This window comes from Betaproteobacteria bacterium (genome assembly GCA_016720065.1).
Lineage (GTDB): Bacteria > Pseudomonadota > Gammaproteobacteria > Burkholderiales > Rhodocyclaceae > SSSZ01.
This window is the reverse complement of sequence record JADJXY010000002.1, coordinates 458,602-483,417: the sequence shown is the minus strand read 5'-3', so window position 1 is coordinate 483,417 and position 24,816 is coordinate 458,602. Positions and strand designations below refer to the sequence as shown.

The 24,816-nt window shown below is 65.0% G+C and carries 22 protein-coding genes; 8 read left to right on the top strand and 14 right to left on the bottom strand.

The genetic code is table 11. The annotated features are described in order from the left end of the window. The first annotated feature begins 6 nt into the window (after nt 1-6). On the top strand, nt 7-288 hold the full coding sequence (locus IPM73_05425) for a type II toxin-antitoxin system RelE/ParE family toxin (GenBank protein MBK8917504.1): 282 nt from the start codon (nt 7-9) through the stop codon (nt 286-288). A 12-nt stretch (nt 289-300) separates the two neighbouring features. After that, a complete protein-coding gene (locus tag IPM73_05420; GenBank protein ID MBK8917503.1) occupies nt 301-591 on the top strand; it encodes a HigA family addiction module antidote protein in 291 nt (96 codons plus the stop codon). 659 nt (nt 592-1,250) lie between these two features. Here the strand turns inward: IPM73_05420 and IPM73_05415 are convergent. The 7 genes from IPM73_05415 to IPM73_05385 all read right to left on the bottom strand — a co-directional run bounded on the left by IPM73_05415 (nt 1,251) and on the right by IPM73_05385 (nt 12,222). Next, nucleotides 1,251-4,844, bottom strand: a complete 3,594-nt coding sequence (locus tag IPM73_05415; protein MBK8917502.1) for a hypothetical protein — start codon at nt 4,842-4,844, stop codon at nt 1,251-1,253. A 646-nt stretch (nt 4,845-5,490) separates the two neighbouring features. After that, the gene (locus IPM73_05410) at nt 5,491-5,904 is read right to left on the bottom strand and encodes a hypothetical protein (protein ID MBK8917501.1); all 414 of its coding nucleotides are present in this window, start codon (nt 5,902-5,904) and stop codon (nt 5,491-5,493) included. After that, on the bottom strand, nt 5,901-7,271 hold the full coding sequence (locus IPM73_05405; GenBank protein ID MBK8917500.1) for a hypothetical protein: 1,371 nt from the start codon (nt 7,269-7,271) through the stop codon (nt 5,901-5,903). Before IPM73_05405 ends, IPM73_05410 begins: the two co-directional genes overlap by 4 nt. A 605-nt stretch (nt 7,272-7,876) precedes the next feature. After that, nucleotides 7,877-8,254 (bottom strand): hypothetical protein, encoded by a 378-nt coding sequence (locus IPM73_05400; protein ID MBK8917499.1) that lies wholly within the window; start codon nt 8,252-8,254, stop codon nt 7,877-7,879. A gap of 74 nt (nt 8,255-8,328) precedes the next feature. Then, the gene (locus IPM73_05395) at nt 8,329-9,363 is read right to left on the bottom strand and encodes an IS630 family transposase (protein MBK8917498.1); all 1,035 of its coding nucleotides are present in this window, start codon (nt 9,361-9,363) and stop codon (nt 8,329-8,331) included. 70 nt (nt 9,364-9,433) lie between these two features. Further along, the gene (locus tag IPM73_05390) at nt 9,434-10,042 is read right to left on the bottom strand and encodes a hypothetical protein (protein ID MBK8917497.1); all 609 of its coding nucleotides are present in this window, start codon (nt 10,040-10,042) and stop codon (nt 9,434-9,436) included. 5 nt (nt 10,043-10,047) lie between these two features. After that, nucleotides 10,048-12,222: a peptidase domain-containing ABC transporter gene (locus IPM73_05385; protein ID MBK8917496.1), complete on the bottom strand. Its 2,175-nt coding sequence runs from the start codon at nt 12,220-12,222 to the stop codon at nt 10,048-10,050. A gap of 294 nt (nt 12,223-12,516) precedes the next feature. On the opposite strand from IPM73_05385, the gene minC reads away from it, so the two are divergent. From minC to minE, 3 genes are read left to right on the top strand one after another with little or no spacing between them, the layout of a single operon-like run. Then, complete coding sequence (gene minC, locus IPM73_05380) at nt 12,517-13,401, top strand: septum site-determining protein MinC (protein MBK8917495.1); 885 nt, start codon at nt 12,517-12,519, stop codon at nt 13,399-13,401. Nucleotides 13,402-13,434: 33 nt separating this feature from the next. Beyond that, nucleotides 13,435-14,250: a septum site-determining protein MinD gene (gene minD / locus IPM73_05375; GenBank protein MBK8917494.1), complete on the top strand. Its 816-nt coding sequence runs from the start codon at nt 13,435-13,437 to the stop codon at nt 14,248-14,250. A gap of 1 nt (nt 14,251) precedes the next feature. Further along, nucleotides 14,252-14,506 carry a cell division topological specificity factor MinE gene (gene minE, locus IPM73_05370; GenBank protein MBK8917493.1) on the top strand — a complete coding sequence of 85 codons (255 nt, stop codon included), beginning with the start codon at nt 14,252-14,254 and terminating at the stop codon, nt 14,504-14,506. A gap of 49 nt (nt 14,507-14,555) precedes the next feature. Here minE and IPM73_05365 read toward each other — a convergent pair whose 3' ends face one another. From IPM73_05365 to IPM73_05345, 5 genes are all read right to left on the bottom strand, one after another. Beyond that, nucleotides 14,556-14,897, bottom strand: a complete 342-nt coding sequence (locus IPM73_05365) for a YkgJ family cysteine cluster protein (protein ID MBK8917492.1) — start codon at nt 14,895-14,897, stop codon at nt 14,556-14,558. After that, complete coding sequence (locus IPM73_05360) at nt 14,894-16,192, bottom strand: OmpA family protein (GenBank protein ID MBK8917491.1); 1,299 nt, start codon at nt 16,190-16,192, stop codon at nt 14,894-14,896. Before IPM73_05360 ends, IPM73_05365 begins: the two co-directional genes overlap by 4 nt. After that, nucleotides 16,189-17,805 (bottom strand): serine/threonine protein kinase, encoded by a 1,617-nt coding sequence (locus tag IPM73_05355; protein ID MBK8917490.1) that lies wholly within the window; start codon nt 17,803-17,805, stop codon nt 16,189-16,191. Before IPM73_05355 ends, IPM73_05360 begins: the two co-directional genes overlap by 4 nt. 98 nt (nt 17,806-17,903) lie before the next feature. Further along, nucleotides 17,904-18,587 carry a methyltransferase domain-containing protein gene (locus IPM73_05350; GenBank protein MBK8917489.1) on the bottom strand — a complete coding sequence of 228 codons (684 nt, stop codon included), beginning with the start codon at nt 18,585-18,587 and terminating at the stop codon, nt 17,904-17,906. Next, the gene (locus IPM73_05345) at nt 18,584-19,537 is read right to left on the bottom strand and encodes a tRNA-dihydrouridine synthase (GenBank protein MBK8917488.1); all 954 of its coding nucleotides are present in this window, start codon (nt 19,535-19,537) and stop codon (nt 18,584-18,586) included. Before IPM73_05345 ends, IPM73_05350 begins: the two co-directional genes overlap by 4 nt. 44 nt (nt 19,538-19,581) lie before the next feature. Between IPM73_05345 and IPM73_05340 the strand changes: the two genes are divergently transcribed. Next, nucleotides 19,582-20,136 carry a putative toxin-antitoxin system toxin component, PIN family gene (locus IPM73_05340; GenBank protein MBK8917487.1) on the top strand — a complete coding sequence of 185 codons (555 nt, stop codon included), beginning with the start codon at nt 19,582-19,584 and terminating at the stop codon, nt 20,134-20,136. Nucleotides 20,137-20,777: 641 nt separating this feature from the next. On the opposite strand, the gene IPM73_05335 is transcribed toward IPM73_05340, so the two are convergent. Both IPM73_05335 and yaaA read right to left on the bottom strand, forming a co-directional pair. Next, the gene (locus tag IPM73_05335; GenBank protein MBK8917486.1) at nt 20,778-21,122 is read right to left on the bottom strand and encodes a hypothetical protein; all 345 of its coding nucleotides are present in this window, start codon (nt 21,120-21,122) and stop codon (nt 20,778-20,780) included. Nucleotides 21,123-21,251: 129 nt separating this feature from the next. After that, nucleotides 21,252-22,004 (bottom strand): peroxide stress protein YaaA, encoded by a 753-nt coding sequence (gene yaaA / locus IPM73_05330; protein MBK8917485.1) that lies wholly within the window; start codon nt 22,002-22,004, stop codon nt 21,252-21,254. 77 nt (nt 22,005-22,081) lie between these two features. Between yaaA and IPM73_05325 the strand changes: the two genes are divergently transcribed. Next, a complete protein-coding gene (locus IPM73_05325; protein MBK8917484.1) occupies nt 22,082-23,254 on the top strand; it encodes a DUF2863 family protein in 1,173 nt (390 codons plus the stop codon). Next, the gene (locus IPM73_05320; protein ID MBK8917483.1) at nt 23,255-24,607 is read left to right on the top strand and encodes an adenosylmethionine--8-amino-7-oxononanoate transaminase; all 1,353 of its coding nucleotides are present in this window, start codon (nt 23,255-23,257) and stop codon (nt 24,605-24,607) included. Nucleotides 24,608-24,816 lie beyond the last annotated feature (209 nt).

Sequence of the window (24,816 nt, the reverse complement as noted above, 5' to 3'; positions counted from 1 at the left end):
AATTCCATGATCGTTTCCTTCCGCGACGCCGAGACAGAACGAATCTGGAATGGCGTCTTCTCCCGCCGCCTGCCCAATCAGATTCAAGCCGTCGCCCGCCGGAAACTGCGCATGCTCAACAATGCCCGCTGCCTTGCCGATTTGCGCGCACCCCCCAACAACCGGCTGGAGGCCCTGGTCGGCGACCGGGTCGGGCAGTGGAGCATTCGCATCAACGAACAGTGGCGCCTCTGTTTTGTATGGCGTGACGGCAACGCCGAGGCCGTCGAGATTTGCGACTATCACTGAAAGACCAAAGCCATGGACACCATTCGCAATATTCACCCCGGGGAAGTGCTGAAGGAGGAATTCCTCCTTCCCCTGGGCGTCAGCCAGTACCGCCTCGCCAAGACCATCGGCGTCCCCGCCATGCGCATCAGCGAAATCTGCTCCGGCAAGCGGGCCGTTAGCGCCGACACCGCCCTGCGCCTGGGCCGTGCCCTGGGCACGACGCCCGGTTTCTGGCTCGGCCTGCAAGCCGACTACGACACCGAAGAAGCCCGCCGGCTGGCCGGCGACGCCCTGGATCGCATCAGCCCCCTGGCCGCGTAAGGCTGCAGCAAAGCTTTGCCAGGCCGCAGCGGAAGGCGGGGGGCCGCGCCCTGCTTCGACCGGGGTCGCCTGCTCCATGAGCATCAGCCCAGCCGTACCGAGCCGGTCTGCAAAGCGGCCAGGGGGTTGAGGGCCTGGGCTCCGGTTCCCAGGTTGGCATCCGCCAGGGCCGCCAGGGCGGGCGTCGCCCCGATGCCGGCCAGGGTGCCGTTGCGGCCATACTGATAGGCCAGATCGCCTCCCAGGGCCGCGCTGTCCGATCCCCCAGGGCATTGACTGCCAGTGCATTGCTCAGCGCCCAGGTCGTCAAGGTGGGATTCGCCACACGAGCGGCGTCGAAGGCGCCCACCAGTCCGCCAAAATTGAAGCGTTCCACGCGCTGGTCCAGAAGGGCATCGGGGCCGCCCTGGGAGAAACCCGCCATGGCTTCGGCAATCACCTGCAGATTGACGACCGGCCGGGATGGAGTGGCCGCATACCAATCCCGGAAGGTGACCTGGTCGGTGGCCCCCAGCTTGAGTACCAGGTCGTTGGCCGCGCGGGCAAAGGCCAGATCGCCGTAGGCCAGCCCCGCGCCGCCCACGGAGAGCGTATCGCTGCCGCTCCCTCCCGCCGCGACGACATCCTGACCGTCCCCCTTGTTGAACAGCAGCACATCGTTACCCCCGGCGGTCACCAGGGTATCGTTGCCGCTGCCGCCCAGGAAGACCTCGGCGGCAGCACCGCCGGTCAGGGTATCGGCCCCGGCACCGCCGTTGAACAGGGCGCTGCCCACGGTGTCGGTCAGGAGGTCGTTGCCGTCCCCCCCTTCCAGGATGTCGGTGCCGGCCCCACCGTTCAGGGTGTTGATTCCCGTGTTGCCGCGCAGGAGGTTGGCCAGGGTGTTGCCGGTGCCGTTGAGGGGCTGCCGTGCCACTCAGGAAGAGGGCTTCGGTATGGACCGCGAGGGTTAGCGAAACGGCAGCATTCACCGAATCGAACCCTTCGCCGGAAAGTTCCGTGACGATGTCGGTGGCGACATCGACGAAATAGATGTCGTCGCCCATGCCACCGCTCATGCTATCTGCACCGAACGCGCCGTTGAGGGTGTCGCTGCCAGCACCACCGTACAGGGTATCGGTTCCATCGCCTCCGTCGAGTGTGTCGTTCCCACCATTCCCGTAGAGGACGTCATTTCCGGTACCCCCTTCGATGAGGTCGTTTCCGGTACCGCCGTTCCTGATGTCGTTGCCCCCTAAGGCCTTGACTCGGTTGGCGTAGCCGTTTGCTACCGTGAGGGTTTCGGCAGCCTCCCCGCCGTAGTGTACAAACCGGCTGTGTATATCTGTTTGGGTCCACACCGTCCCGTCCGCAAACTCGATTCGGTTGATCGGGTAGCCCCGAAAGTAGTCCACCACCACCTGGCGCTCCGTAGTGCCATCCGCCCGATTGAGAATCACGTCCAGGTTGTAGCCGTAGCGGCGCAATTCAATTTCCGCCGGCGTGATGCCAGCACCTAGCCGGATGGCATCGTCGACTCCGGAGGTTGTGCTGTTTGTCCTGATCCAGTCATGGGAAAACCCCCTATTGAAGAGATAAACGTCCCTGCCTTCCCCGCCATACAGGGTGTCGTCCCCGGCTCCCCCGTCCAGGGTGTCGTTGCCGGCGTTGCCGTAAAGCGTATCGGTGCCCACCCCGCCGTACAGGACATCCGTTCCATCCCCGCCTTGCAGGGTGTCGTTGCCTTCCAGGCCAGAGAGGGCGTTCGGCCCACCGTTGCGGCCCGCGAGGTAGTCGTTGCCCGTGCCGCCCGTGACGTTCACCACCTGGGCCAGAAGCGTCGCCCGATCCCAGACGGTGCCGTCACCGAATTCCAGCCGGTCGTTCTGCCGGCTGCTTCCCGTATAGAAATCGTTGATCCGGATCCACTCGCCGGTGTCTTTCACCACGAGGGTCAGATGGTAGTCGGCGGCACCTTTGACCAGCGTGATGTCCGACGGGTTGATCCCTTCCAGCCGGATCGTCTCGGTGCGCGTGCCCAGGGTTTCGTTGATCGTCACCCGGTCGTGGCCGCCGCCCCGCCTGAAGACAAAGGTGTCGCTGCCGGCATTCCCTTCCAGGGTGTCGTCCCCGGCTCCCCCGTCCAGGGTGTCGTTGCCGGCGTTGCCGTAAAGCGTATCGGTGCCCACCCCGCCGTACAGGACATCCGTTCCATCCCCGCCTTGCAGGGTGTCGTTGCCTTCCAGGCCAGAGAGGGCGTTCGGCCCACCGTTGCGGCCCGCGAGGTAGTCGTTGCCCGTGCCGCCCGTGACGTTCACCACCTGGGCCAGAAGCGTCGCCCGATCCCAGACGGTGCCGTCACCGAATTCCAGCCGGTCGTTCTGCCGGCTGCTTCCCGTATAGAAATCGTTGATCCGGATCCACTCGCCGGTGTCTTTCACCACGAGGGTCAGATGGTAGTCGGCGGCACCTTTGACCAGCGTGATGTCCGACGGGTTGATCCCTTCCAGCCGGATCGTCTCGGTGCGCGTGCCCAGGGTTTCGTTGATCGTCACCCGGTCGTGGCCGCCGCCCCGCCTGAAGACAAAGGTGTCGCTGCCGGCATTCCCTTCCAGGGTGTCGTCCCCGGCTCCCCCTTCCAGGGTGTCGTTGCCGGCGTTGCCTTCCAGGTAGTCGTTGCCAGAACCACCGTACAGGACATCCGTTCCATCCCCGCCTTGCAGGGTGTCGTTGCCTCCAGCGCCAAAAAGAACGTCGTTTCCACCGTTTCCGTAAAGCCATTCGGCCGTCGTGGTTCCGAAGCGGACGTTGTCGCTCTCCGTGTTGGCCGAAGCGAACGCACTGTTGAGCGCCGTCGCAATCGCATTCCACTCCCCGGTCGCTTCCGCCTGGGCAATCCACTGCTCCATGAGAGCCTCGCCCCGCCAATCCATGACAGCCAGACTTGATCCAAGGTAGTAGTTCAACTCGGCCAGATCGATGAACGCGTTGATCTTGTCGGCACCGTACAGGGCAGCGAACCTGGCTTCCAGGGCAGCGAAATCCGCATGGATTCCGTTTTCGTCGATGACCAGACTCACATCGTCCAGATACGGCTTCAAGCGGGTCTGGAGCACGAGCCCGTCGTAAAGGGAGTGCTGCAATTCGGCGTAGCTCTGCTCCAGCAGGGCGATCTGCGCGTCGTTGACGTTCACGAACACCGTGGGGCTGTGGCGATAGCCTTCCGGGTTGTCGGGGTCCGGGTGGGCCGCATCGACGACGTAAGACTGCTGGCCGGTGCCGAGGGTCACTCTATGCTCGCCCACAGTAACGAAGCCCATGCCGTTGAACCGCTCCAGCACGCTCAACAGGTATTCGAGCCTTTCCTGCTTGGTCTGCATGGCCTCCAGATGGGTGATCTGGTCAGGGCTGGCCAGGGCGCCGGGATTGCCGGGGATGTAGCCCAGGCCTTCCTGCCAGCTCATGCCCTGGGGCAGGTAGATGAGGCGGTAGCCCTGGGCATCTGCCTGTTCCTGGGAGAGGGTGAAGTCGCTGGTGCCGGCCCATTGGTCGATGAGGCCGTCCAGGTTGCCCATCAGGCTGGCCCGGGTCTGCACCCCGGCGGCCATGAGGCCCTGGACGCTGGCGGCCAGCCCGCCATCCAGGCTGGCGGCTTCCCGCAGGTCGCGCACGGCGCCGCTGCCGTGCATGTCGGGCAGGGTCTGGGCAGCGGGGGTAAGGACGATGCCGCCGCTGGTGGGTTGGTTGAAGGGATTGTCGAGGGTTTCGACGGTGCCGTCGGGGTATTGCCGGTAGAAGGGGTTGTCGACGAGGTTCAAGGCGCCGGCGGTGCCGGTGCCGCCCCCCGCCTTGGTATAGGTGGCCTGGAGGTCGAGGACGTTGCCGCCGGCCAGGGCCTGATTGACGGTTGTTGGAGCGAGATTGATCCCGGTCACGCCCAGGGCGGCGAGGGTCTTGAGTTCCCCGGCCTGGCTGAGGCCGTCCTGATTCGCATCCTGCCAGACGCGGACCTGGGTGTAGGCGGCGTCACTGCTGTTGAAGACGCCGTCGTGGTTGAGGTCGAGGTCGGCCAGGGCGGCGAAGCCGTTGGCGGCTTTCTGGCCGTTGGCGAGGAGGGTGTCGACGCCGAAGAGTTCGGCACCGGTGTCGATGGTGCCGTTGGCGTTGCGATCGAGGACAAGCAGGCCGTCGTCGGCCTTGACCCAGCCGGTGCCGGTTTTGAGGCCATCGCCGTCGTGGTCGAAGAGGACGACGTTGGCGCCGGTGGCACCCACCGTCTCAATGCCGTCACCGTCGAGGTCTAGGGCCAGGGGGTCGCGGCGGATCCAGCTGCGGGCTCGGGTCCAGAGGTCGTTGATGAGATTGCTTAAGTTACGGGTGAAATTTAGAGCCGAGTTCTCCCAGTCGTTGGAAAAATCATTCCAAAGATCATCAAAAGCGCTAGCGACATCTCGTAAGGCATTTCCAAGACTTTCTTGGTTTCCGACTGCAAGTGCTGCCAGATTTAGACCTACTGAAATCGCTTTTGCTTGAGCCGCTATGGGCGATGGAACTGCACCAATAGCTCCTGCAACTGCTGCGCCAAGACTCAAGGTTGATGTAGCGATTGCACTTGTATTGCCGGATTCAATAGCGTTATTCAATTGCGCCAGCTGCATCGGGACGTTCAAACCATTTAACAGTGCGTTTGGATTTCCAAGCCCCAAGCCAGTTAGAGCTAACGCGTTGGTAATAGCACTAGATAGGCTTAGGGCAGTGGCCATTACCTCGACCGGTGTCGGGTCGTTATTCAGCTTTATTGCGCTAGATTCGACTTTCGTTAGTACATTAATTGCAGTTACTACATCTTGAGGCTTCGGCGTCGGCATTTTCGGCTCCAAAAGAATTAAATGATATTAGCAATATTAATATCTATTACTGTCACCAATACAAATATGTTAAATAAAACATCAAGCCAACAAACGACCATGCTGCACCCCCAATAATCAAACCACCAATAATGGGGACCACCTTCCCAATACAGCTCGCGCTACCTGAATAAACCAAGACGTATCCCCCTTTGGAATCTATAACATTTTTTTCAAAATATCGACGAGCTAGATAGTGAAACACTACCGCGAGCGGAGATATTACTGCAAAGACCAATATTTGAATTGATTTAATAATTAGTGCCTGCGATTCACTGGAAGATCTGCCATCTGGGAAAATGAGGAATAGCCCATAAAATGCCAGAGACAAAAATCCACAAATCCAAAAAATAACTATCTCAATCGTGGTTAATTTCCTTGTCGTTGGTGAAGCATTACTACTGGACAGAGCACTTTTTTCACTCATCCTGCTCTCCTCCAAATACAGTCATTTGCAGCTTGGATAGCGCCCTCGTCAATCACCAAACTCACGTCGTCCACATAAGGCTTCAACCGCGTCTGCAGCACCAGCCCCTCGTACAGGGACTGCTTCAGTTCGGCGTAGCTCTGTTCCAGCAGATCGACTTGCGCGTCGCCGATGGTGACGAACACGGTGCGGCTGCTCAGGTAGCCCCCGGGGTTGTCGGGGTCGGGTTGTTGCGCGTCGGTGACGATGATCTGCTGGCCTGTGCCGCTGGTCACCCGGTCTTCGCCAACAGTGACAAAGCCATTGCCATTAAACCGTTCCAGCACGCCCAGCAGATGCATGAGATGGCCTTGCTTGGCCTGCATCGCCGCCAGGTGGGCGATCTGCTCCGGGCTGGCCATGCCCCCCGGAACATTGGACGTGTCGGGGATGTAGCCCAGCCCTTCCTGCCAGCTCATGTCCTGGGGCAGGTAGATGAGCCGGTAGCCTTTACCGCTGGCCTGGTCCTGGGAAAGGGTGAAGCCGCTGGTGCCCGCCCATTGGTCGATGAGGCCGTCCAGGCTGCCCATCAGGCTGGCCCGGGTCTGCACCCCGGCGGCCATGAGGCCCTGGACGCTGGCGGCCAGCCCGCCGTCCAGGCTGGCGGCTTCCCGCAGGTCGCGCACGGCGCCGCTGCCGTGCATGTCGGGCAGGGTCTGGGCGGCGGGGGTGAGGACGATGCCGCCGCTGGTGGGCTGGCTGAAGGGGTTGTCTTCGATGCTGACGGTGCCGTCGGGGTATTGCCGGTAGAAGGGGTTGTCGACGAGGTTCAAGGCGCCGGCGGTGCCGGTGCTGCCGTCGGCCTTGGTATAGGTGGCCTGGAGGTCGAGGACGTTGCCGCCGGCCAGGGCCTGGTTGGCGGCGGTGGGGTTCAGGTTGATGGCGGTGATGCCCAGCGCCGCCAGGGTTTTCAGTTCGGCGGTCTGGCTGATGCCGTCCTGGTTGGCGTCCTGCCAGAGGTGGACCTGGGTGTAGGCGGCGTCACTGCTGTTGAAGACGCCGTCGTGGTTGAGGTCGAGGTCGGCCAGGGCGGCGAAGCCGTTGGCGGCTTTCTGGCCGTTGGCGAGGAGGGTGTCGACGCCGAAGAGTTCGGCACCGGTGTCGATGGTGCCGTTGGCGTTGCGATCGAGGACAAGCAGGCCGTCGTCGGCCTTGACCCAGCCGGTGCCGGTTTTGAGGCCATCGCCGTCGTGGTCGAAGAGGACGACGCCGGTTCCGGTGGCACCCACCGTTTCGATGCCGTCGCCGTCGAGGTCGAGGGCCAGGGGGTCGCGGCGGTACCAAGAGCGGGCTCGGGTCCAGAGGTCGTTGATTGCACCACTTAACAAACTTGGCCAAGTCTGAAGAAAATTCCCAAGATCAAGCGATGCATTTATCCAGGCATTGCTAATAGTATTCGCTAGATCACTTATCTCTTGATCGGTAATTAACGGATTGTCCTTATACCTACTGTCAATCGAGATGAGCGTAAGGCCCGCAGACACAAGTGCCGCCCCTACTCCCAAGCTGATGGCGACAGGCACCGAAGTTGTAGCCAATGCAACTGCTCCCAACCCCCCGGCAAGGGCGACAGCATCAGACGCGAGCCCTGAAAAAGTCCCAAGGGTAACGATACCTCTGGTTTCGTACTCATCAGTCAGCTTTGCTGCATTATTAACTAGGCTGGCAAGAGAAATGTCGTTTCCAATACCTGGTAGTTCTCGGCCCAAGGATTCTATAACCGTAACCCCAATTTTCAAGAAATTGGCCCCTCCGCCTAATATGTCATAGCCTGAAGGAGGAGGGAGATTTGGATCATAGGTTGATGGATTATACCAGTTTGCAATGACTGCCGCAGCATCAGCTGGCATTAGATTAAGGTTTACTAGCGTCTGAAGAGCCCCTTGCAGCGACGAATACGGAGATGCCAAAGAACCAGACATTTAAATTCCTTTCAATTTAAAATTAAGCTTCCGATCATTACTGCAATTCCAAATGCAATCATGGCGTATGAAGTCAAACGCTTTCTGAATTCTGTTTCAGCCACTTGGCCTGGATTTCGTCTAACATTTCCATCAACCTCAATTCCGATGATCCTCCCATCAACCAACAGAACATCTGCAATCCGTCCTCTATCGCTCACATCTCCAGGGTAACCGCAGTTCAATAGATGACAGCTAGCAATTGTATTTCCATTCTCATCCACAATAATCAACGCTTGGCCTCTACCAATTGTTACAAATTCAATTCGACCAGAAATTCTTACTTGCCTAGATATATCAATATTATTTGGACGATAAATAACAAATAAAGATATGCCAAAAATTGTCATCACTGCTCCAAAAAATAGCAGTTTGAAATTTGCACGCGACCTCCGAATCATTACTAACCTTTGCATAAACAATGTCATTCAGCGGCATATTGGCACTCGGGCTGGCGAAAGAAGGATTTCACCAACCCGGGCAACTTCTGGATTCGGCGCAGGGCCCCGAGGGCCAACCGCTTCATCTCGTCTTTGGACTGCACCAGTTGCCGGGCGACCTGGCGTTTCACGTGTGCCCAGACCTGCTCGTCAGGATTGATCTGGGGCGAGTACGGCGGCAGGTAGAACAGCTTGAGCCTGCCGTTCTGGGCCTCGACGAAGGTCTTGATCAGTTTCGCCTTGTGGATCGGATGACCATCTACGATCAGGAACACCGGCTTTTCAGCCCCGATCAGCAGGCGCTTGAGGAATTCCCGGAAGACTTCGGCATTGACCGTGCCGTCGTGCAGCATGAAGCGGAATTCGCCTTGCGGACTGACGGCCGAGATCATGTTCAGGGAGAAGCGGCGCCCGGTCACTTCCACCACCGGGGTCTCGCCTACCGGCGCCCAGGTCGTCCCCGTGTGGTAGTCGGAACGGATGCCCGATTCATCGGCAAAGTAGATCGTCGCTCCGGCGGCCTTGGCTTCGGCACGGATCGCCGGGTAGATTTCCGCTTCCCAGGCCCGCACCAGGGTCGCATCCTGCTGCCATGCTTGGTAGAGCGGCTTCTGGGCCGAGAAGCCCAACAGCTTCATGATGCGGCTGACCGAGGCCAGCGAGAGCTTCTTGCCGAATTCGCGTTCGATCAGCGCGGCGATCAGCGACAGCGTCCACAGACCAAAGGCAAACTTGAATTGCAGCGGGGTATGGTCTTTCACCGCCTGGGCCAGCCAGCGCATTTCATCCGCGCTTACCTTCGGCGGGCGCCCCGGAATCGGCTTGGACAACAGCGCGTTCTGCCCACCGTTGGCAAAATCGGCCAGCCAGCGAAAGACACTGCGCACATTGACGCCGTAGGCGGCGGCAACGCTGTTCACGTCCTGCCCCTCACGGATGGCCTTGATCGCCTGTTGCCGCATCACCGGCAGGGCGGCTCGGCCGTGCTTACGACCGTCGGTAGTTCTTTTGCATTTCATTAGCATATTTTATCATGTTTGTGACAATGCTTTCTGAAAAGTTAGTATCAGAGCGCGTGTAGGGCGCTACTCAATACTGCGGACACCCACGGGAGAGTTTTGCGTATCTGGAGGCTTGTTCTCTACTCTCAGATAGGCATTGGCCATGCCACGCCATTTCAAACATCCTGGTAGCCGTACAACTCTGCCCATTCCCCATCACCACTTCATTCTCGATTGCCCGCTCGTAATAGCGCACGGCCTCCCGGCAGGCCGGATGCTCCGGGTCGAACGCTGTCCTGGCGTCAAGAACGCGGCGCCGGGCCAGATCGGCCTGAAGGCGTGCCAGGACCTTGCGGATGACGGGGCCGTCACCCGGCAATTCGACGATTTCATACAGGGAGGAGCGGCCCGTCTCGCGACGCTCGGCCAGGGCACGGCAGAAGTGCCCGTGCTTCAGGTGCCTGCATCCGCGGTCCCAGTATTCCGACGCCAGGGCTTGGTAGAGATACGCCGCAGCGAAGTGCTGCTTGATCGTCCAGTCTCCGGCTCGGGCCCGTTCTTCCCAGGCATCGACTTCCGCCTGACCAGGAATGTCCGGGGGGTCGGGCATTTGCTCGAGCAAGCCCTGGGCGCCCAGAGCGTGCAGCGTCATGGCCAGAAGACCCATCGCCACGCCGTGTCGGATCAGATTTCGCAATCCCCTCATTTCCCGCCGCCCTCCTCCAATACCCCCACCGGCCGCCCCGTTTCCTCCCCCAGATCCACCACCTCATCCACCAGCAGACCCCGCGGAATCTGGTGGGTGATGAAAATCATGGTCACCTGGCCCTTGAGCTTGTTCACCGTGCGGGCGAAGTGCTCCGCCGTCTGTTGATCCAGGTTCGAGACGGCTTCGTCGAAGATCAGGATTCTGGGCCGCTTCAGGAGGGCCCGGGCGATGGCGATGCGCTGCCTCTGGCCGCCGGAGAGGCCGGTGCCCCGCTCGCCGATTTCGGTCTGGTAGCCCTGGGGCAGCTTCTCGATCACCTCGTGGATCTCGGCCGCCTTGCAGGCGCGGATGACGTCCTCGAAGCTGGCGTAGGGATGGGCCATGACCAGGTTGTCGTAGAGGGTGCCGGAAAAGAGCACGGTTTCCTGGGGGACCACGCCGAAGGTCTGGCGCAGTTCGTTGGCGGCCAGGTGGCGGATGTCCTTGCCATCCAGGGCGATATGCCCCTCCTGGGGCTGGTAGAAGCCCAGGATGAGCTTGGCCAGGGTGCTCTTGCCGCAGCCGCTGGGGCCCATGAGCACGGTCAGGTGGCCGGGCTTGAAGGCGATACCCAGGCGGGTGTACAGCCAGGGGTGGTGATCGGAATAGCGGAAAGCCAGGTCGTGCAGGGTGAGACGGCCCTCGCCCGTGCCTTCCCGGCTGGGCGCCAGGGCGTGGGGTTCCTGGGGCATGTCGAGAATGTCCCCCAGGCGCTGCACGGCGATATTGGCCTGCTGGAATTCCTGCCACAGGCCCACCAGGCGCAGCAGCGGCTGGCTCATGCGTCCGGCGAACATCTGAAAGGCCACCAGCATGCCGACGGTGAAGCCCGTGTTCTCCATGACCAGCAGGGCGCCGACGATGAGGATGGCGAGGGTCATCATCTGTTCCAGCCCGTTGGCGACGACGTTGTAGGTATTGCCCACCTGCTTGGTGGAGAACCCGGCGGCCAGGTACTGGGCGAGGAAGTCGCCGTATTTCTTATCCACATCCGGCTCCATTTGCAGGGCCTTGACGGTGGCGATGCCGCAGACGTATTCGGTGAGATAGGCCTGGTTGCGGGCGCCGAGCATGAACTGGCGATCGAGGCGCTGGCGGAAGAGGGGGGCCACCAGAAAGCTGATGAGGGCGACGGTGCCCAGGAGGCCGACGGCGATGAGGCTGAGTTGCCAGGAATAGGCGAACATCACCGCCAGGAAGACGATGAGGAAGGGCAGGTCGAGGATGAGGGTGACGGCGGCGCCGGAGACGAATTCGCGCAGGGTTTCGACGCCGTGCAGGCGCGCCACCAGGGTGCCGGTGGGGCGCTGTTCGAAATAAGGCAGGGGCAGGCGCAGCAGGTGGCCGAAGACCTGGCTGCCCAGCACGGCGTCGATGCGGTTGCCGGTGTGCAGCACCAGGTATTGGCGCAGCCAGGTCATGCCGGCGGTGAAGAGCATGAACATGACGAGGGCGACGCCCAGCACCACGAGGGTGCTGCGCGTCTGGTGCACCACCACCTTGTCGATGATGACCTGGGTAAACAGGGGCGTGGCCAGGCCCACGAGCTGGAGGGCCAGGCTGGCCAGCAGCACGTCGCGCCACAGGGTCTTGTGCTTCAGGAGTTGCGGGACGAACCAGGCGAAGCCGAAACCCGGCCGCTGGGCGGCGAAGCCCGGCACGGGGCCGTCGGCCGGCGCTTCCCGCGCAAAGACGACGAGTTCCGCCTCGCCCCGGTGGAGCAGATCCGCCACCGGCAGGGTTTCCGGGCTGCCCTGGCCGAAGCGCAGAAAAAGGAGCTTGGCGCCGTCGGTCTTGAGGATGAGGATGGGCACGGGCCTCGCCGTCGGCGCCTCCTGGTCGCCTTCACCCGCGGCCCCCGCCGGCGGGGGTGCCGCAGCGTCGGCGCCCGGCGCCAGGAAGGCCAGGGCCGGCAAGGGCAGGCGCTGCCAGTCCAGGCCGGCGCTGGGGACGAGCCCCGTGCGGAAACCCAGGGCCCGGGCCGCTTCGTGCAGCGTGGCGCGGGTCAGGGGCGGCGGATGGGCGCTCTGCAGCAGGGCTGCGTCGAAAGGCACGCGATACAGGCCGCACAGGCTGGCAAAAAGCCACGCGAGTTCCTCCCGACCGAGCTCGCCACTGTCCCCCGACATGCGATTCCCCAAGAAAGACAAGGCCCGGCGCACGCGCCGGGGCCTGTGACATGTTGATGATTTTTATTGGAGTTTCTTCGGCATACATCCGTCTGTCAATATGACATTCCGCATAGATGGAGCCCGCATCAGTGCCTGAACGGGGAGATGATTGGCGCCGAGATCTGCGCCCCATCAACGCGCCCAGGGTCGCCGCTGACGGGAAATTCGGACGGGCCCGCCCGCCACTTCCTGACCCGGCCGAGGCAGGCCTGTGGGATAATCGCGGCCCTTCGCATCACCCCCGCAGTCCGCATGGCCAAGGCAACTCCCATCCAGTTCAAGGGCACCACCCTCAAGATCATCCATACCCTCCTGGGCAGTACCGATCCCCAGGTTCTCCACGACTCCCTGGCCGATTTGACCGGCAATGCCCCCGATTTTTTTGAGGGTGACCTGGCGGTACTCGATTTTTCCGCCGCGGCAATGCCGGCCGCAGCCCTCGACTGGCCCGCCCTGCTGGCACTCCTGCGGGCCTCCGGGCTGAACCCGGTGGCGCTGCGGGGCATCCCAGCGGAACTTGTTCTCGGCAGCGGCCTGGCCCTGGTGGGCGACGACGCCCTGGGCCGGGGGCCGCGGGCGGCTTCGGCCCAGGCCCAGGCCCAAACTCCGCTGCAGCCCCAGGTGCAGACTCCCGCCCAGGTGCACATCCAGGGGCAGACTCCGGCCCAGGCCGAGGCTGCGGCAGCTTCACCGGCTCACCCTCCGGCGAACGCTGCGCCCCCGTCAGCGCCCGTTGCCACCGCGGTGGCCGATGAAGCGGCACCCGCCGCGTCACCGCCCTCCCCGGCCACCGGGACCCTACCGACGGTGGTCCTCGACCGGCCACTACGCTCGGGGCAGCGCTTCTACGCCCGGGGCAGTGACCTGGTGGTGCTGGCCATGGTCAGCGCGGGGGCCGAGGTCATCGCCGACGGGCACATCCACGTGTACGCCCCCCTGCGCGGGCGGGCCCTGGCGGGGGCCAGCGGCGACGCCGGGGCGCGCATCTTCACCACCAGCCTGGAGGCGGAACTGGTTTCCATCGCCGGCACCTATCGCACTTTCGAAGACGGGCTGCCTGCCGATCTGGCCGGCCGACCCGCCCATATCCGTCTGGAGGAAGACACCCTGCGCATCGCCCCCCTGGCCCTGCGCTGATCCCCCAACCCCTCTCTTCTCGAAAGCATTTCCGTGACCCGTATCGTGACTGTAACTTCCGGCAAAGGCGGGGTCGGCAAGACCACCACCAGCGCCAGCTTCGCCACCGGCCTCGCCCAGCGCGGCTACAAAACCGTCGTCATCGACTTCGACGTGGGCCTGCGCAACCTGGACCTCATCATGGGCTGCGAGCGCCGTGTGGTCTATGACCTCATCAACGTCATCAACGGCGAGGCCACCCTCACCCAGGGCCTCATCAAGGACAAGCACTGCGACAACCTGTGGGTGCTGCCCGCCTCCCAGACCCGGGACAAGGACGCCCTCAAGGAAGAAGGCGTCGAACGGGTGCTCGGCGAACTCACCCACCAGGGCTTCGACTTCATCGTCTGCGACTCGCCCGCCGGCATCGAGCACGGCGCGGTGATGGCGCTCACCTTCGCCGACGAGGCTGTGGTGGTGACCAATCCGGAGGTTTCCTCGGTGCGTGATTCGGACCGCATCCTGGGCATCCTGCAGGCCAAGTCCCGCCGCGCCATCGAAGGGCGGGAGCCGGTCAAGGAACACCTGCTCATCACCCGCTACAACCCGGGCCGGGTCGAGGCGGGGGAGATGCTGTCCTACAAGGACATCCAGGAAATCCTGCGGGTACCGATCCTGGGGGTGATTCCGGAATCGGAAGACGTGCTCCAGGCTTCCAACCAGGGCGCTCCGGTGATCCATCAGAAGGAATCGGACGCCTCCCTCGCCTACCAGGATGCCATCGCCCGCTTCCTGGGCGAGGACAAGCCCCTGCGCTTCGTCGATTACGTCAGGCCGGGCCTCCTGAAACGCCTGTTCGGAGGCAAGTGAGATGTCGCTGCTTTCCATGCTCTTCGGCAACAAGCCGAAAACCGCCCAGGTGGCCAAGGAGCGCCTGCAACTCATCATCGCCCACGAGCGCGACGGCGGCGGCAGCGCCAACTTCCTGCCCGACCTGCAGCGGGAACTGATCCAGGTCATCTCCAAGTACGTCAAGGTGAACCCGGACGACATCCGGGTCTCCCTGGAAAAACAGGACCGCTACGAGGTACTGGAAGTGAAGATCGAGCTGCCGGAGAAGGGGTGAATCTGGGTGAAAGGTGAAAGGTGAACGATGGAAACCCGCCCCTTACCTCTCACGCCTCCCCTCTCGCCGCACACCCGCCCAACACCCTCCTCCGCGCCTCCCGGCAGGCGGCGTGCTCGGGCTCGAATTCCCGGCAGGGCGAGGGGCGGGTGGGGTAGATCGAGCAATTGACTGACACCCCCAGGGTGCCGCCGAGGGCCTGGCAGCGGGGGGGTGAGGCGTCGGTGCCGGCCATGCGCACCAGGCGGCCGGTCAGCGGCAGGGTCAGGGCGGGGGGGACGCCTTCTCCCCAGGGGAAGGCGCCGCCTTGCAATTCGGCCCGGTCGAAATCGACGCGAAAGGCGGCGCAGCAGGCGCCGCAGCTCTGGCAGGGATTGCCGCCGGCGCTCAACAGCCGATGACCTTGAATTCCACCCGCCGGTCCAGGGCATCGCTGCCATCGTCCTTGCCGTTGCCGATCAGGGCTTCGCGGGAACCCAGACCGTTGGCGATGGTGCGCTTGCCCAGGCCCGGCGAGAACTGGTCCAGGCGCGATTTGACGTATTCCGCCCGCAGGAGCGAGAGCCGCTCGTTCATGGGTTCCGGGCCGCTGGGGCTGGTGTGGCCGGCAATCTCCAGACAGGAATTGCGGCGCGCCGCCCGGCTGGCGATCTGGGCCAGCCAGACCGGGTAGGGTTCGCTCAGCTTGCGGTCGGCGATGAAGGCCGTGGTCCCGGGCCGGAAGAGAAACTTGACCCCGACCCGCTTGTTCTCCAGACCGAAATCGATCATCTGGCCGAAGGCGTCGGTGGCCGATTCCTTGCGCCCCAGGCGCCAGTTGCTCAGATACAGGCCGGAAAACACCCGGAACTGATTGCCGAAGGGCACCCGCAGGGCGCTCTCGTAATGGGCCAGGGCGTCGGCGTACTTGCCGGCGTTATAGGCATCGATGGCCTGGGCCACCATGGAGGCCGCCAGGATGCGGTCGACGTAGAGCGGGTTGATCGGATCGCCCGCCTTGGTGCCCTGGCAGGTGCGGATATAGCCCAGGGTGGCGGGATCCTCGGTCCAGGCCGGGTTGTCGCGGAAGAAGGTGGTAGGGGTGATGTCCACGTTACCCGGTTGCGCGAAGGCCAGGCCCTTGCCCACCAGCTTGCCGGATTTCAGGTCGGCCAGGGCCAGGCAGATGCGGAAGGCCTCCCGCACCCCCTCGGTCTTGCGCTCCTTGTTGACCCCGGTGAAGGTGCCCACCAGCACGAGGGGCGATTTGGCCACGTTGGCCGCCGTGAAGGGCAGCACCTCGAATTGCGGGTACTTCTCCCGGATGAGCGCCTCGATGCGCGCCCCCATGGCCTGGGTGGCCGCCGACTGCGCGCCGCTCATGCCGTCGATGAGGGGGTCGATGACCACCGGGAAGCGCGCCCCGGCCTCGGCCGTGGGCAACTGGGCCTTACCGAGCAGCGTGTTGGCGGCGCTGAGTACCGCCTGATCGTAGGGCACGACGGGCGGGGGCGTCGCAGGCGCCGCAGGCGCGGCGGCGCCTGGAGTCGCAGCAGCCGGGGCGGGGGTGGCCCCCGCCGCCGGGGCATCGCTGCGCGGGGCCTGGGCGCAGGCGGCGACGACAACGGCGACCATCAGGGGCAGCCAGGCCTGGCTGAACCGCCGGAACGGAGGGGACGCATCCTTGAAAGCGTGGACCAATTTCATTTTTTGCACTCCTTTTGCAGGAAGACGAGGTCGTCGGGAGATAGACCTTCCCCCAACTGGAAACGTTGCAGGAGCTCCTGGCAACGGCTGGAATCCCGGCGGGCTGAAGAGGATGAGGGGGGACTTTTGGCCGAGGGAACCCCGGGGGTTGCAGGGACAGCTGTCGCTTCGGACCGGACGGGTTTGCGCGGCTTGGGGGCGGCCGGAAGAGTCTCCCCCGGAGCAGGATTAGATTCCCCGGGCACCGCCTTGGCGGCAGGCATGCGCTGCGCCCCCTGGCCCTCCGGGGAATCGGGAGCCGGCTTGCTCGGGGTCGGGGTCGGGGTCGGGGTCGGGGTCGGGGTCGGGGTCGGTTGGGTCGGTTGGGTCGGTTGGGTCGGTTGGGTCGGTTGGGTCGGTTGGGTCGGTTGGGCCGGTTGGGCCGGTTGGGCCGGTTGGGCGGGCATTGGCGAGGGAGCCGGGGCTTCCGAGGCCGGCGGAGGCGTCCGGGCGAGGTAGGCGCCCAGCGCCGCGAGGCCCCCCAGCGCCGCCAGCCCTCCCCACAGCCCGCGCCGCGCCGGGGCAGGCGGGGGCGTAGCGGGGGCACCCTGCGCCGGGGGCGGCACCAGGGTGGCTTCGGGTTCCGCCGCTCCCCGGGACGCCTGCGGCGGCAGGGCAAGGGGGATCTCCGTGACCTCTTCCGGCGCAGGGCGCGCGACCGGGGGCAGGGTCAGTGCGGCGCTCGCCGCAGCGGCGCCTCCCGGCGCGCTGTCCCCGTCCCCCTCCCCCACCGCCCGATGCACCGCCAGCAGATCCTCGGCAAACTCGGCGGCGCTGCCATATCGGGCGTCGGGCTCCTTGGCCAGGGCCCGGGCCACCACGGCGTCGAAGCGGGGATCGATTTCCGCGCAGGCCACCGAAGGCGGCACGGGGTCGTCATGGACGATCTGCTTCTGCACGGCCCAGACGCCGGGACCGGGGAAGGGTTTTGTTCCGGTAAGAAACTGGTAAAGGATGATGCCGACGGCAAATAGGTCGGTGCGCGACCCCACCTTGAAGCCCTGAATCTGCTCCGGCGACATGTAACTGGGGGTGCCGACCATGGTGCCGGCCTGGGTACGGTCGCTGCCGCCGTCGGTCATGCGGGCCACGCCGAAGTCGGTGAGTTTGACCCGGCGCTCGGCGTCGAGCATGACGTTGGCCGGCTTCACGTCGCGGTGGACGACGCCCTGGCGATGTGCAAAGTCGAGGGCGGCCAGCAGTTCGCACACGATGCGCACGGCCTCGTCGCGGGAGAAGATTTCGCCGTTGTCCAGGAAACCCTTGAGTTCCCGGCCCCGCACGAATTCCATGACGAAATAGGCGATGTCGCCTTCTTCGCCGAAGTCGAACACATTGACGATGTGCGGGTGGTTGAGCCGGGCGATGGCCTGGGCCTCGCGCACGAAGCGGGTCGAGGTATCGGAGAGGGTTTCCGGGTCACCCAGGGCGCTGCGCAGGATGGTCTTGACCGCCACCGGCCGATTGAGGAGCGGGTCGAGGCCCTCGTACACCACGCCCATGGCGCCCTGGCCAAGCACCCGGGAAAGCTGGTAGCGCCCCAGACGGGAGACGGTGGAGTTGGCGTTCAGCACCGCACAACGCCGTCCGCCCGCCCGGTCAGGGCGAATGCCCGCTCGATCATCATCCCTGGATTCCCCCGCCAAGCCACGCTGGGCAGCAGTATCGGGGCTTATCCCGCCGGGGTCAAACGCTGCCCCAGGTCGGCAACGCAGCGCCACAGGGCGTGGCCGGATTCCTGATACTTGCGTTCGAAGGGGGTGAGGGGAAGCTCCGGCTGCCAAGCCTCCAGCGGGGCGGCGACGCCGGCCAGACGTTTGATGGCATAGGCCATTTCCTCGACGTACACGCGCCAGTTGCTGCGGCATTCGAGCACGCCCCCCAGGGCCACGACGCTGGGAAAGACGGCATGGCCGGGCCAGCGCCGCGCCACATGGCCGATCTTGGGCCAGGGATTGGGATAAAGCAGGGTGTGCCGGGCGAGGGTCACGCCATCCTCGGCCAGGAGGCGCCAGAAATCGACCAGGTCGGCCCGCACGAAGGCCGCGTTGGCGGGGCACTCCTGCGGCTTGCCCCGCTCCAGCCGGTGCCGAGACTGGTCGACTCCCAGGACGAAATGCTCCGGGTAACGGCGGGCCAGTTCCAGAGTGCTCCAGCCCACGCCGCAGCCGGCGTCCAGGATGAGGGGGGCGCTGCCCCCCCAGGCGGCCCGGGCTTCGGCGTAGGCACTGCGGTTGTAGTCGGCGTAGGGCTTCCTGAAGGGCTGCGCAGCATGGCGCGTGAGCAGGGCGTCGAGATCCCGGTGGGGGCCTTCCTGGGGGCTGCCGACCCGGCGGGAGTTGCCGGGGGCGCTCATGCGGCCAGGGGCAGGGGCCGCGGGGGCCCCAATGCGGCGACGATGCCGGCAGCGGCGAGAAGACGGTCGATTTCCCGGGCACAGGTCACCGGTCGCAGGGTGGCGAGGAGCAGCGCCGCCTCCGGGTAGGCACGCCGCAAAAGGCCCAGCCACTGTTTGAGGCGCCCCGGGGCGTGCTGGGGCGCCACCTTGCCCCGCACGCCGGCCCAGAAGCGGCCCAGGACAGGCTTCAAATCCTCCCAGCCGCCCACCGGCTCGCCGCGCAGGCGCCGGGCCAAAAAGGGGTCGGCGACGGCCCCCCGCCCCAGCATGACATCGGCGCATCCGGAGGCCTGGAGGCAGGCTTCGTAATCCTGAAAATTCCAGATTTCGCCATTGGCGATGACGGGAATGGCGATGGCCGCCCGCACGCGGTCGATGCAGGGCCAGCGGGCCGGCGGGCGGTAAGCGTCGGCCTTGGTGCGCCCGTGCACCACCAGCTCCTCGGCGCCCCCGGCGGCGAGAGCCTGGGCGCAGGCCACGGCGAGGCCGGGGTCGTCGATGCCCAGACGCATCTTTGCGGTGAAGGGAATCCCCGTCGGCACCACGGCCCGCACGGCCCGGGCGATGGCGAAGAGCAGGTCCGGTTCGCCCAGGAGCGCCGCCCCGCCGCGATGGCGATTGACGGTGGGGGCGGGGCAGCCGAAATTGAGGTCGACCCCGGCGGGCGCCAGCTCCACCAGGCGGGCGGCGTTGTCGGCCATGCATGCCGGATCGGAGCCGAGAAGCTGCACCCGCACCGGGGTGCCCGCCCGGGTACGGCTGGCGTTCAGGAGTTCGGGACAGACCCGGGTAAAGGTGCGCGCCGGCAGGCGGTTCCCGGACACTCGCACGAATTCGCACACGGCCCAGTCGTAGCCACCCACGGCGGTGAGGACATCACGCAGGATGTCATCGGCCAGGCCTTCCATGGGGGCGAGAAGAAGTCGTGACACGGGACGGGGCTCTCGGGAAAATGGGCGATTCTACCGCCCCGCCCCGGGAGTCCGAAGCCGTGCGCCTCGTCCTCGATACCAACGTGGTCCTCGACCTGCTCCACTTCCACGACCCCGCCGCCCTTCCCCTGGGCAGGGCGCAGGCCCGGGGCGAAGCCGTCTTTCTGGCCGACGCCCGCACCCTGGGGGAACTGGAGCGGGTCATCGCCTACCCGGAATTCGCCCTGGCTTCCACCGCCCAAGACGCCCTGCTGGCAAGCTATCGGGCCGCCACCGAGCACCTGGCCCCGGGAGAAGCGCCGCGTCTGCCGCGCTGCCGGGACGCCGACGATCAGATCTTCCTGGAACTGGCCGCCCGGGGCGGCGCCGACTTGCTGGTCAGCAAGGACAAGGCCCTGCTCGGCCTCAAGGGCCGGCAGGGCCTTGCTTTTGCCATCGTCACCCCGGTGGGGGCGGTGGAGCGGCTTAGAAGCTGTGAAGCAATCGTAGCGGGCTGTACGAGTATGAGGCAGGCGGAGCGCAGCGGCGATAAATATACAAAAGGCATGCGAGAAGCGGAAACGGAATTTAGGTAAAGGCCATTTTTTGAGCCCTTGCCGTTCATCGGCGCTCCCCGGTCTTTCCGCTTTTCCGAACCCATGGTTTCCGCGCTGGAGGCGCGGGCGTACTTTCTTCTTGGTGGCAAGAAGAAAGTAGCCAAAGAAGAAGCCACCCCTGGGTCGGAAGCCCCCGTTGGGGGCTTCCCTGCGCTACTCGGGGCCTTGGGCGTCTCGCTAAACTCGCCCCCTGCGGGGGCTCAGACAACGCGAGCCGACTTCCCCCAAGCCCCCTGCGTTGCTCGGCTCCTCTCAAGGGGCCCAGAAGCGGACGGGCTGAATGGTCTATTCGGTTCTCTCGCACACTCCGGACTGGAGCAGCCGCACACCTGTCCGGTTCCGGACGCCCCTCCCCCCATGGAAGACGCTGAGCAACGCAGGGCTTCCGGGGGCCTTCGGGTCGCGTTGTCTGAGCCGCAGGCGAGTTTAGCGACCCGCCCGGGAGCCCGAGTAGCGCAAGGGACCGGGCGCAGCCCGGCGTCGACCCTGGGGTCGCCTTCTCTTTGGTGACTTTCTCTTGGCGAGACAAGAGAAAGTCACACGCCCTCAAGGCGGAAAGCAGCGGTTCAGCAAACCCAACTGCATCCGGAGAAGCCGGGCCATACGGCGGCTTTCCAACCTCAGAAGCAGACGCCCGTAGTGCTCCGCTTGCCGTAGGAATCCGTGCACACGGTCGTGCCGTTGGGACCAGTGATGACCGTGGTACTGCCCTTGCGGTCGTAGTTGCGGTGATAGACGGTGGGGCCGCTGCGCTGGTTCTGGGGCTGATTCGATTCCAGTTGTCTACCCTGCTCGATGCCGCTGGTGGGGATTCCCGGGGCATTGTCGTAGTAGCCCCCCGGGGGAAGCTGGTTCTTCTGGTAGGGGTAGAGCCCGGGCGGGGTCTGCTGGGCCTGGTACTGGGCGCTGGCGCCTCCGGCGCAAAGCGCGGCGGCAAGGGCAAGGACGAGGGAAGAGCGGCGCATGATGGACTCCTGGAAGATCGAGAACTGAAGCAGGCCGGCCGGCGCCCCCCCGGCCTGAAGTTCCTCCACCAGGCCGGCCGCCGTCGCGACTGCTCTATAAACGCATCATAGACGGAAGCTGCCGACAAATCACCGGCGGAAGACCCAGCGGTCGCGGTCGGAGACGGCGGGGACGTAGGCGTAGCCGTCGAGGTCGAAGTCCTGCAGGCCTTCCGGCGCCGTCAGGCGATTCAGGATGGCGTAGCGGGCCATGAGGCCCCGGGCGCGCTTGGCGAAGAAACTGACGATGCGGTAGCGGCCCCCGTTCCAGTCCTCGAAGACCGGCTGCACCACCCGCCCCTTGATTCCGCCGGCCAGGGCCTTGAAATACTCTTCCGAGGCGAGATTCACCAGAACGCCCCCTGCCCCTTCCCGCCGGGCCGCCTTGGCCAGGCGGTCGCCCCAGAAGGCATAGAGGTCGCGGCCGCGCCGGTTGGGCAGCCGGGTGCCCATTTCCAGCCGGTAGGGCTGGATCAGGTCCAGGGGGCGCAACCAGCCGTAGAGGCCGGACAGGATACGCAGGTGTTCCTGGGCGAAGGCCAGGTCGGCGGCGGAAAGCGTCGGCGCGGCAAGGCCGTCGTAGACGTCGCCGTCGAAGGCGAGAACCGCCTGTTTGGCGTTGTGAGGTGCAAAAGGCGGGCTCCACTCGGCGAAACGGTTGTAATTGAGCAGGGCGAGTTTGTCCGAAATGCCCATCAGGGCTGCGATTTCGGCCGGGGAGCGCCGGCGCAGCTCGGCCACCAGCTGCCGGGCTTCGTTGAGGAAGGCAGGCTGGCTGTGGTCCGAAACGGTGGGCGGGGTGGTGAAATCCAGGGATTTTGCGGGGGATAGGACGATGCGCATGGTCTTCCGGTCGAATCGCGGCCCGCCGATTGTAGCGGCTTGGTAAAATCGCGGCGTTATCCTCCCCGAGTCCCCCCATGAAACGCACCCGCTTCGGTTCCCGCGACCGCATCTCCCGCGATGCAGCCGAGTTACAACGCCTGGCCACCGGCCTTTCCGATTCGGGCGGCAAACTGGAGGATGCCTTCTGGGAGCGCCAGTTGGCGGACCTGGTGGACAGCCTCCTCAAGCATGGTTCAGAAGATGACCTGAATGGCGCCCTGGACCGCCTTTTCGAGTTGAACCCCCGGGCCCACGACGAACTGGCCGACATGGTCGAGTCCCGCGCCGAAACGACGCGCCTCGATTCGGGCGGACAGGATTTCGAAGTACAGCTCTTCGCCGCCCCCATCCTGGCCTGGTCGCGCTTTTCCATTCCCTCCGGCACCCTGCCCCGCAGCACGGTCGAAACGGTGGCCGTGCAACTCGGCGCCCACGTCTTCGCCAGTGACACCCGCGTCGCCCTGGCCGATTACCTCTTCAGCCCCGACCAGCTCCCCCGCAGCTTCTGCGATACCTGGCAACTCACCCGGGAACTGGGCCTCGCCGCCCTGGCCGGCAAGGCGCTGACCATCGACACCGCCAATCTGGCGGAAACCAACCGCTTCCTGTCCGACGTGCGCTACCTGGTGGGCGCGGTGGTGCTCCCCGCCGGCCGCCCGGTGTTCCGCTGGAACGAGAAGGACGGCAACAAGGAAGCCGCCCTCAAGGAATGGATCCGCCAGGGCAGCCCCAGCCTGGAACCCCTGCTCACCGGCTGCGCCTGGCAGCCGCTCCTGGCCGACGCCTATCACTCCGCCTGCCGCCAGGCCGACCGGGCGTCCCGGCCCTATTCGGTCAAGGCCTCGGTGGCCTTCCTGCAAACCGTGCAGAGCATCACACCCGCCGACCTGCGGGCCGTCGTAGGCCCCTGCTACGACCGCCGCCTGGAGGAATTCCGCATCGGCTTCGGCCCGCGGGACAAGGACGACATCTGGCACGGCGTCGTGTGGCCCCTGCTGGGCGCCGAGGACGAAGCCAGCGAGGCCCAGAGCGAGATCGAGACCGTGCTGCGCGAATGCGGCGTCAAGGACGTGGTGATCCACGATCATCGCTTCCCCATGGAATTCTGCGACGACTGCGGCGCCCCCATGTACCCCAATCCCGAGGGGGATCTGGTGCATGCGGAAATGCCGGACCAACCCGCCACCCCTTCCCAGGTTCTGCACTGAGTGCCCCCAAGCCCCGGCGCCAACGCCGACTGGCTGGCCCGCAGCCAGGCCGCCGTCTGGCACCCGTGCACCCAGATGCAGCACCATGCCCGGCCACTGGCGCCGGGCTACCTGCCCCTGATCCCCATCGCCCGGGGTGACGGCCCCTGGCTCCATGACTTCGAGGGACGGCGCTACCTGGACGGCATCAGTTCCTGGTGGACCAATCTCTTCGGCCACGCCAACCCGCGCATCAACGCGGCATTGAGGGCGCAGCTCGAAACACTGGACCACGTCATGCTCGCCGGCTTCACCCACCAGCCGGTGGTGGAACTCTCGGAGCGCCTGGCCGCCCTGACCGGAGGCCATCTGGGCCACGCCTTCTACGCCTCCGACGGCGCCTCGGCCACCGAGATCGCCCTCAAGATGAGCTTTCATTACTGGCAGAACGTCGGCCAGCCCGAAAAGCGGGAATTCCTCTGTCTCGCCGGCAGCTACCACGGCGAGACCGTCGGCGCCCTGGCGGTCACCGACGTCGCCCTGTTCAGGGACGCTTACGCGCCGCTGGTGCGGGCTGCCACCGTCGTCCCGTCGCCCGATTTCCGCCAGACCGAACCCGGCGAATCCCCCGCCGCCGTCGCCCGCCGCGCCGCCGCCGCCCTGGAGGCCCATCTGGAGACCCACGGCGAGCGCATCGCCGCCCTCATCGTCGAACCCCTGGTCCAGGGCGCCGCCGGCATGGCCATGTACGACCCGGAATATCTGCGTCTGGCCCGTGCCCTCTGCGACCGCTACGAGGTCCATCTCATCTGCGACGAAATCGCCGTCGGCTGCGGCCGTACCGGCAGCTTCTTCGCCCATGAACAGGCTGACGTCCGCCCCGACCTGCTGTGCCTGTCCAAGGGCATTTCCGGCGGCACCCTGCCGCTTTCGGTGGTGCTGTCCAGCGACGCCATTTACGGCGCCTTCCTCGACGGTTCGGTGGCCCGGGGCTTCCTCCATTCCCATTCCTACACCGGCAACCCCCTGGCCTGCCGCGCGGCGCTGGCCACCCTGGACATCTTTGCCGCAGACGACGTGCTCGCCGCCAACCGCCACCGCGCCGCGCAACTGGGCACGGCCTTCGCCCCCCTGGCCAATCACGAGAATGTTCGCCACCTGCGCCAGCGCGGCATGATCCTGGCCTTCGACGTGGATACCCCGGACCCCTGGTTCTCCCGCCGCTTCTACCGCGCCGCCCTGGACCGCGAAGCCCTGGTACGGCCCATCGGCAACACGATCTACGTCATGCCGCCGTATGTCGTGGGCGAGACCGAAATCGCCCATCTGGCCGGCGCCGTGGCCGGTGCGCTGAGCGCCGCGCTGGCCGCCTAGTAGTCAGTCAGACAGGTTCAGCTATGTTCGGCACGCCCCGCATCCCCGCTCGCTTTGTCGCTCATCCTCGCCATAGCTTCGGCTATGGCTGCGGTTCGCTTCGCGCGATCGGGGCGCGGATGCGCGCCTCGGCATCGACGCAAACCTATCTGACTGACTACTAGGGCAGGCCAGATACTTGCCGTGGGCGATCTTGCCAAATTTTGCCA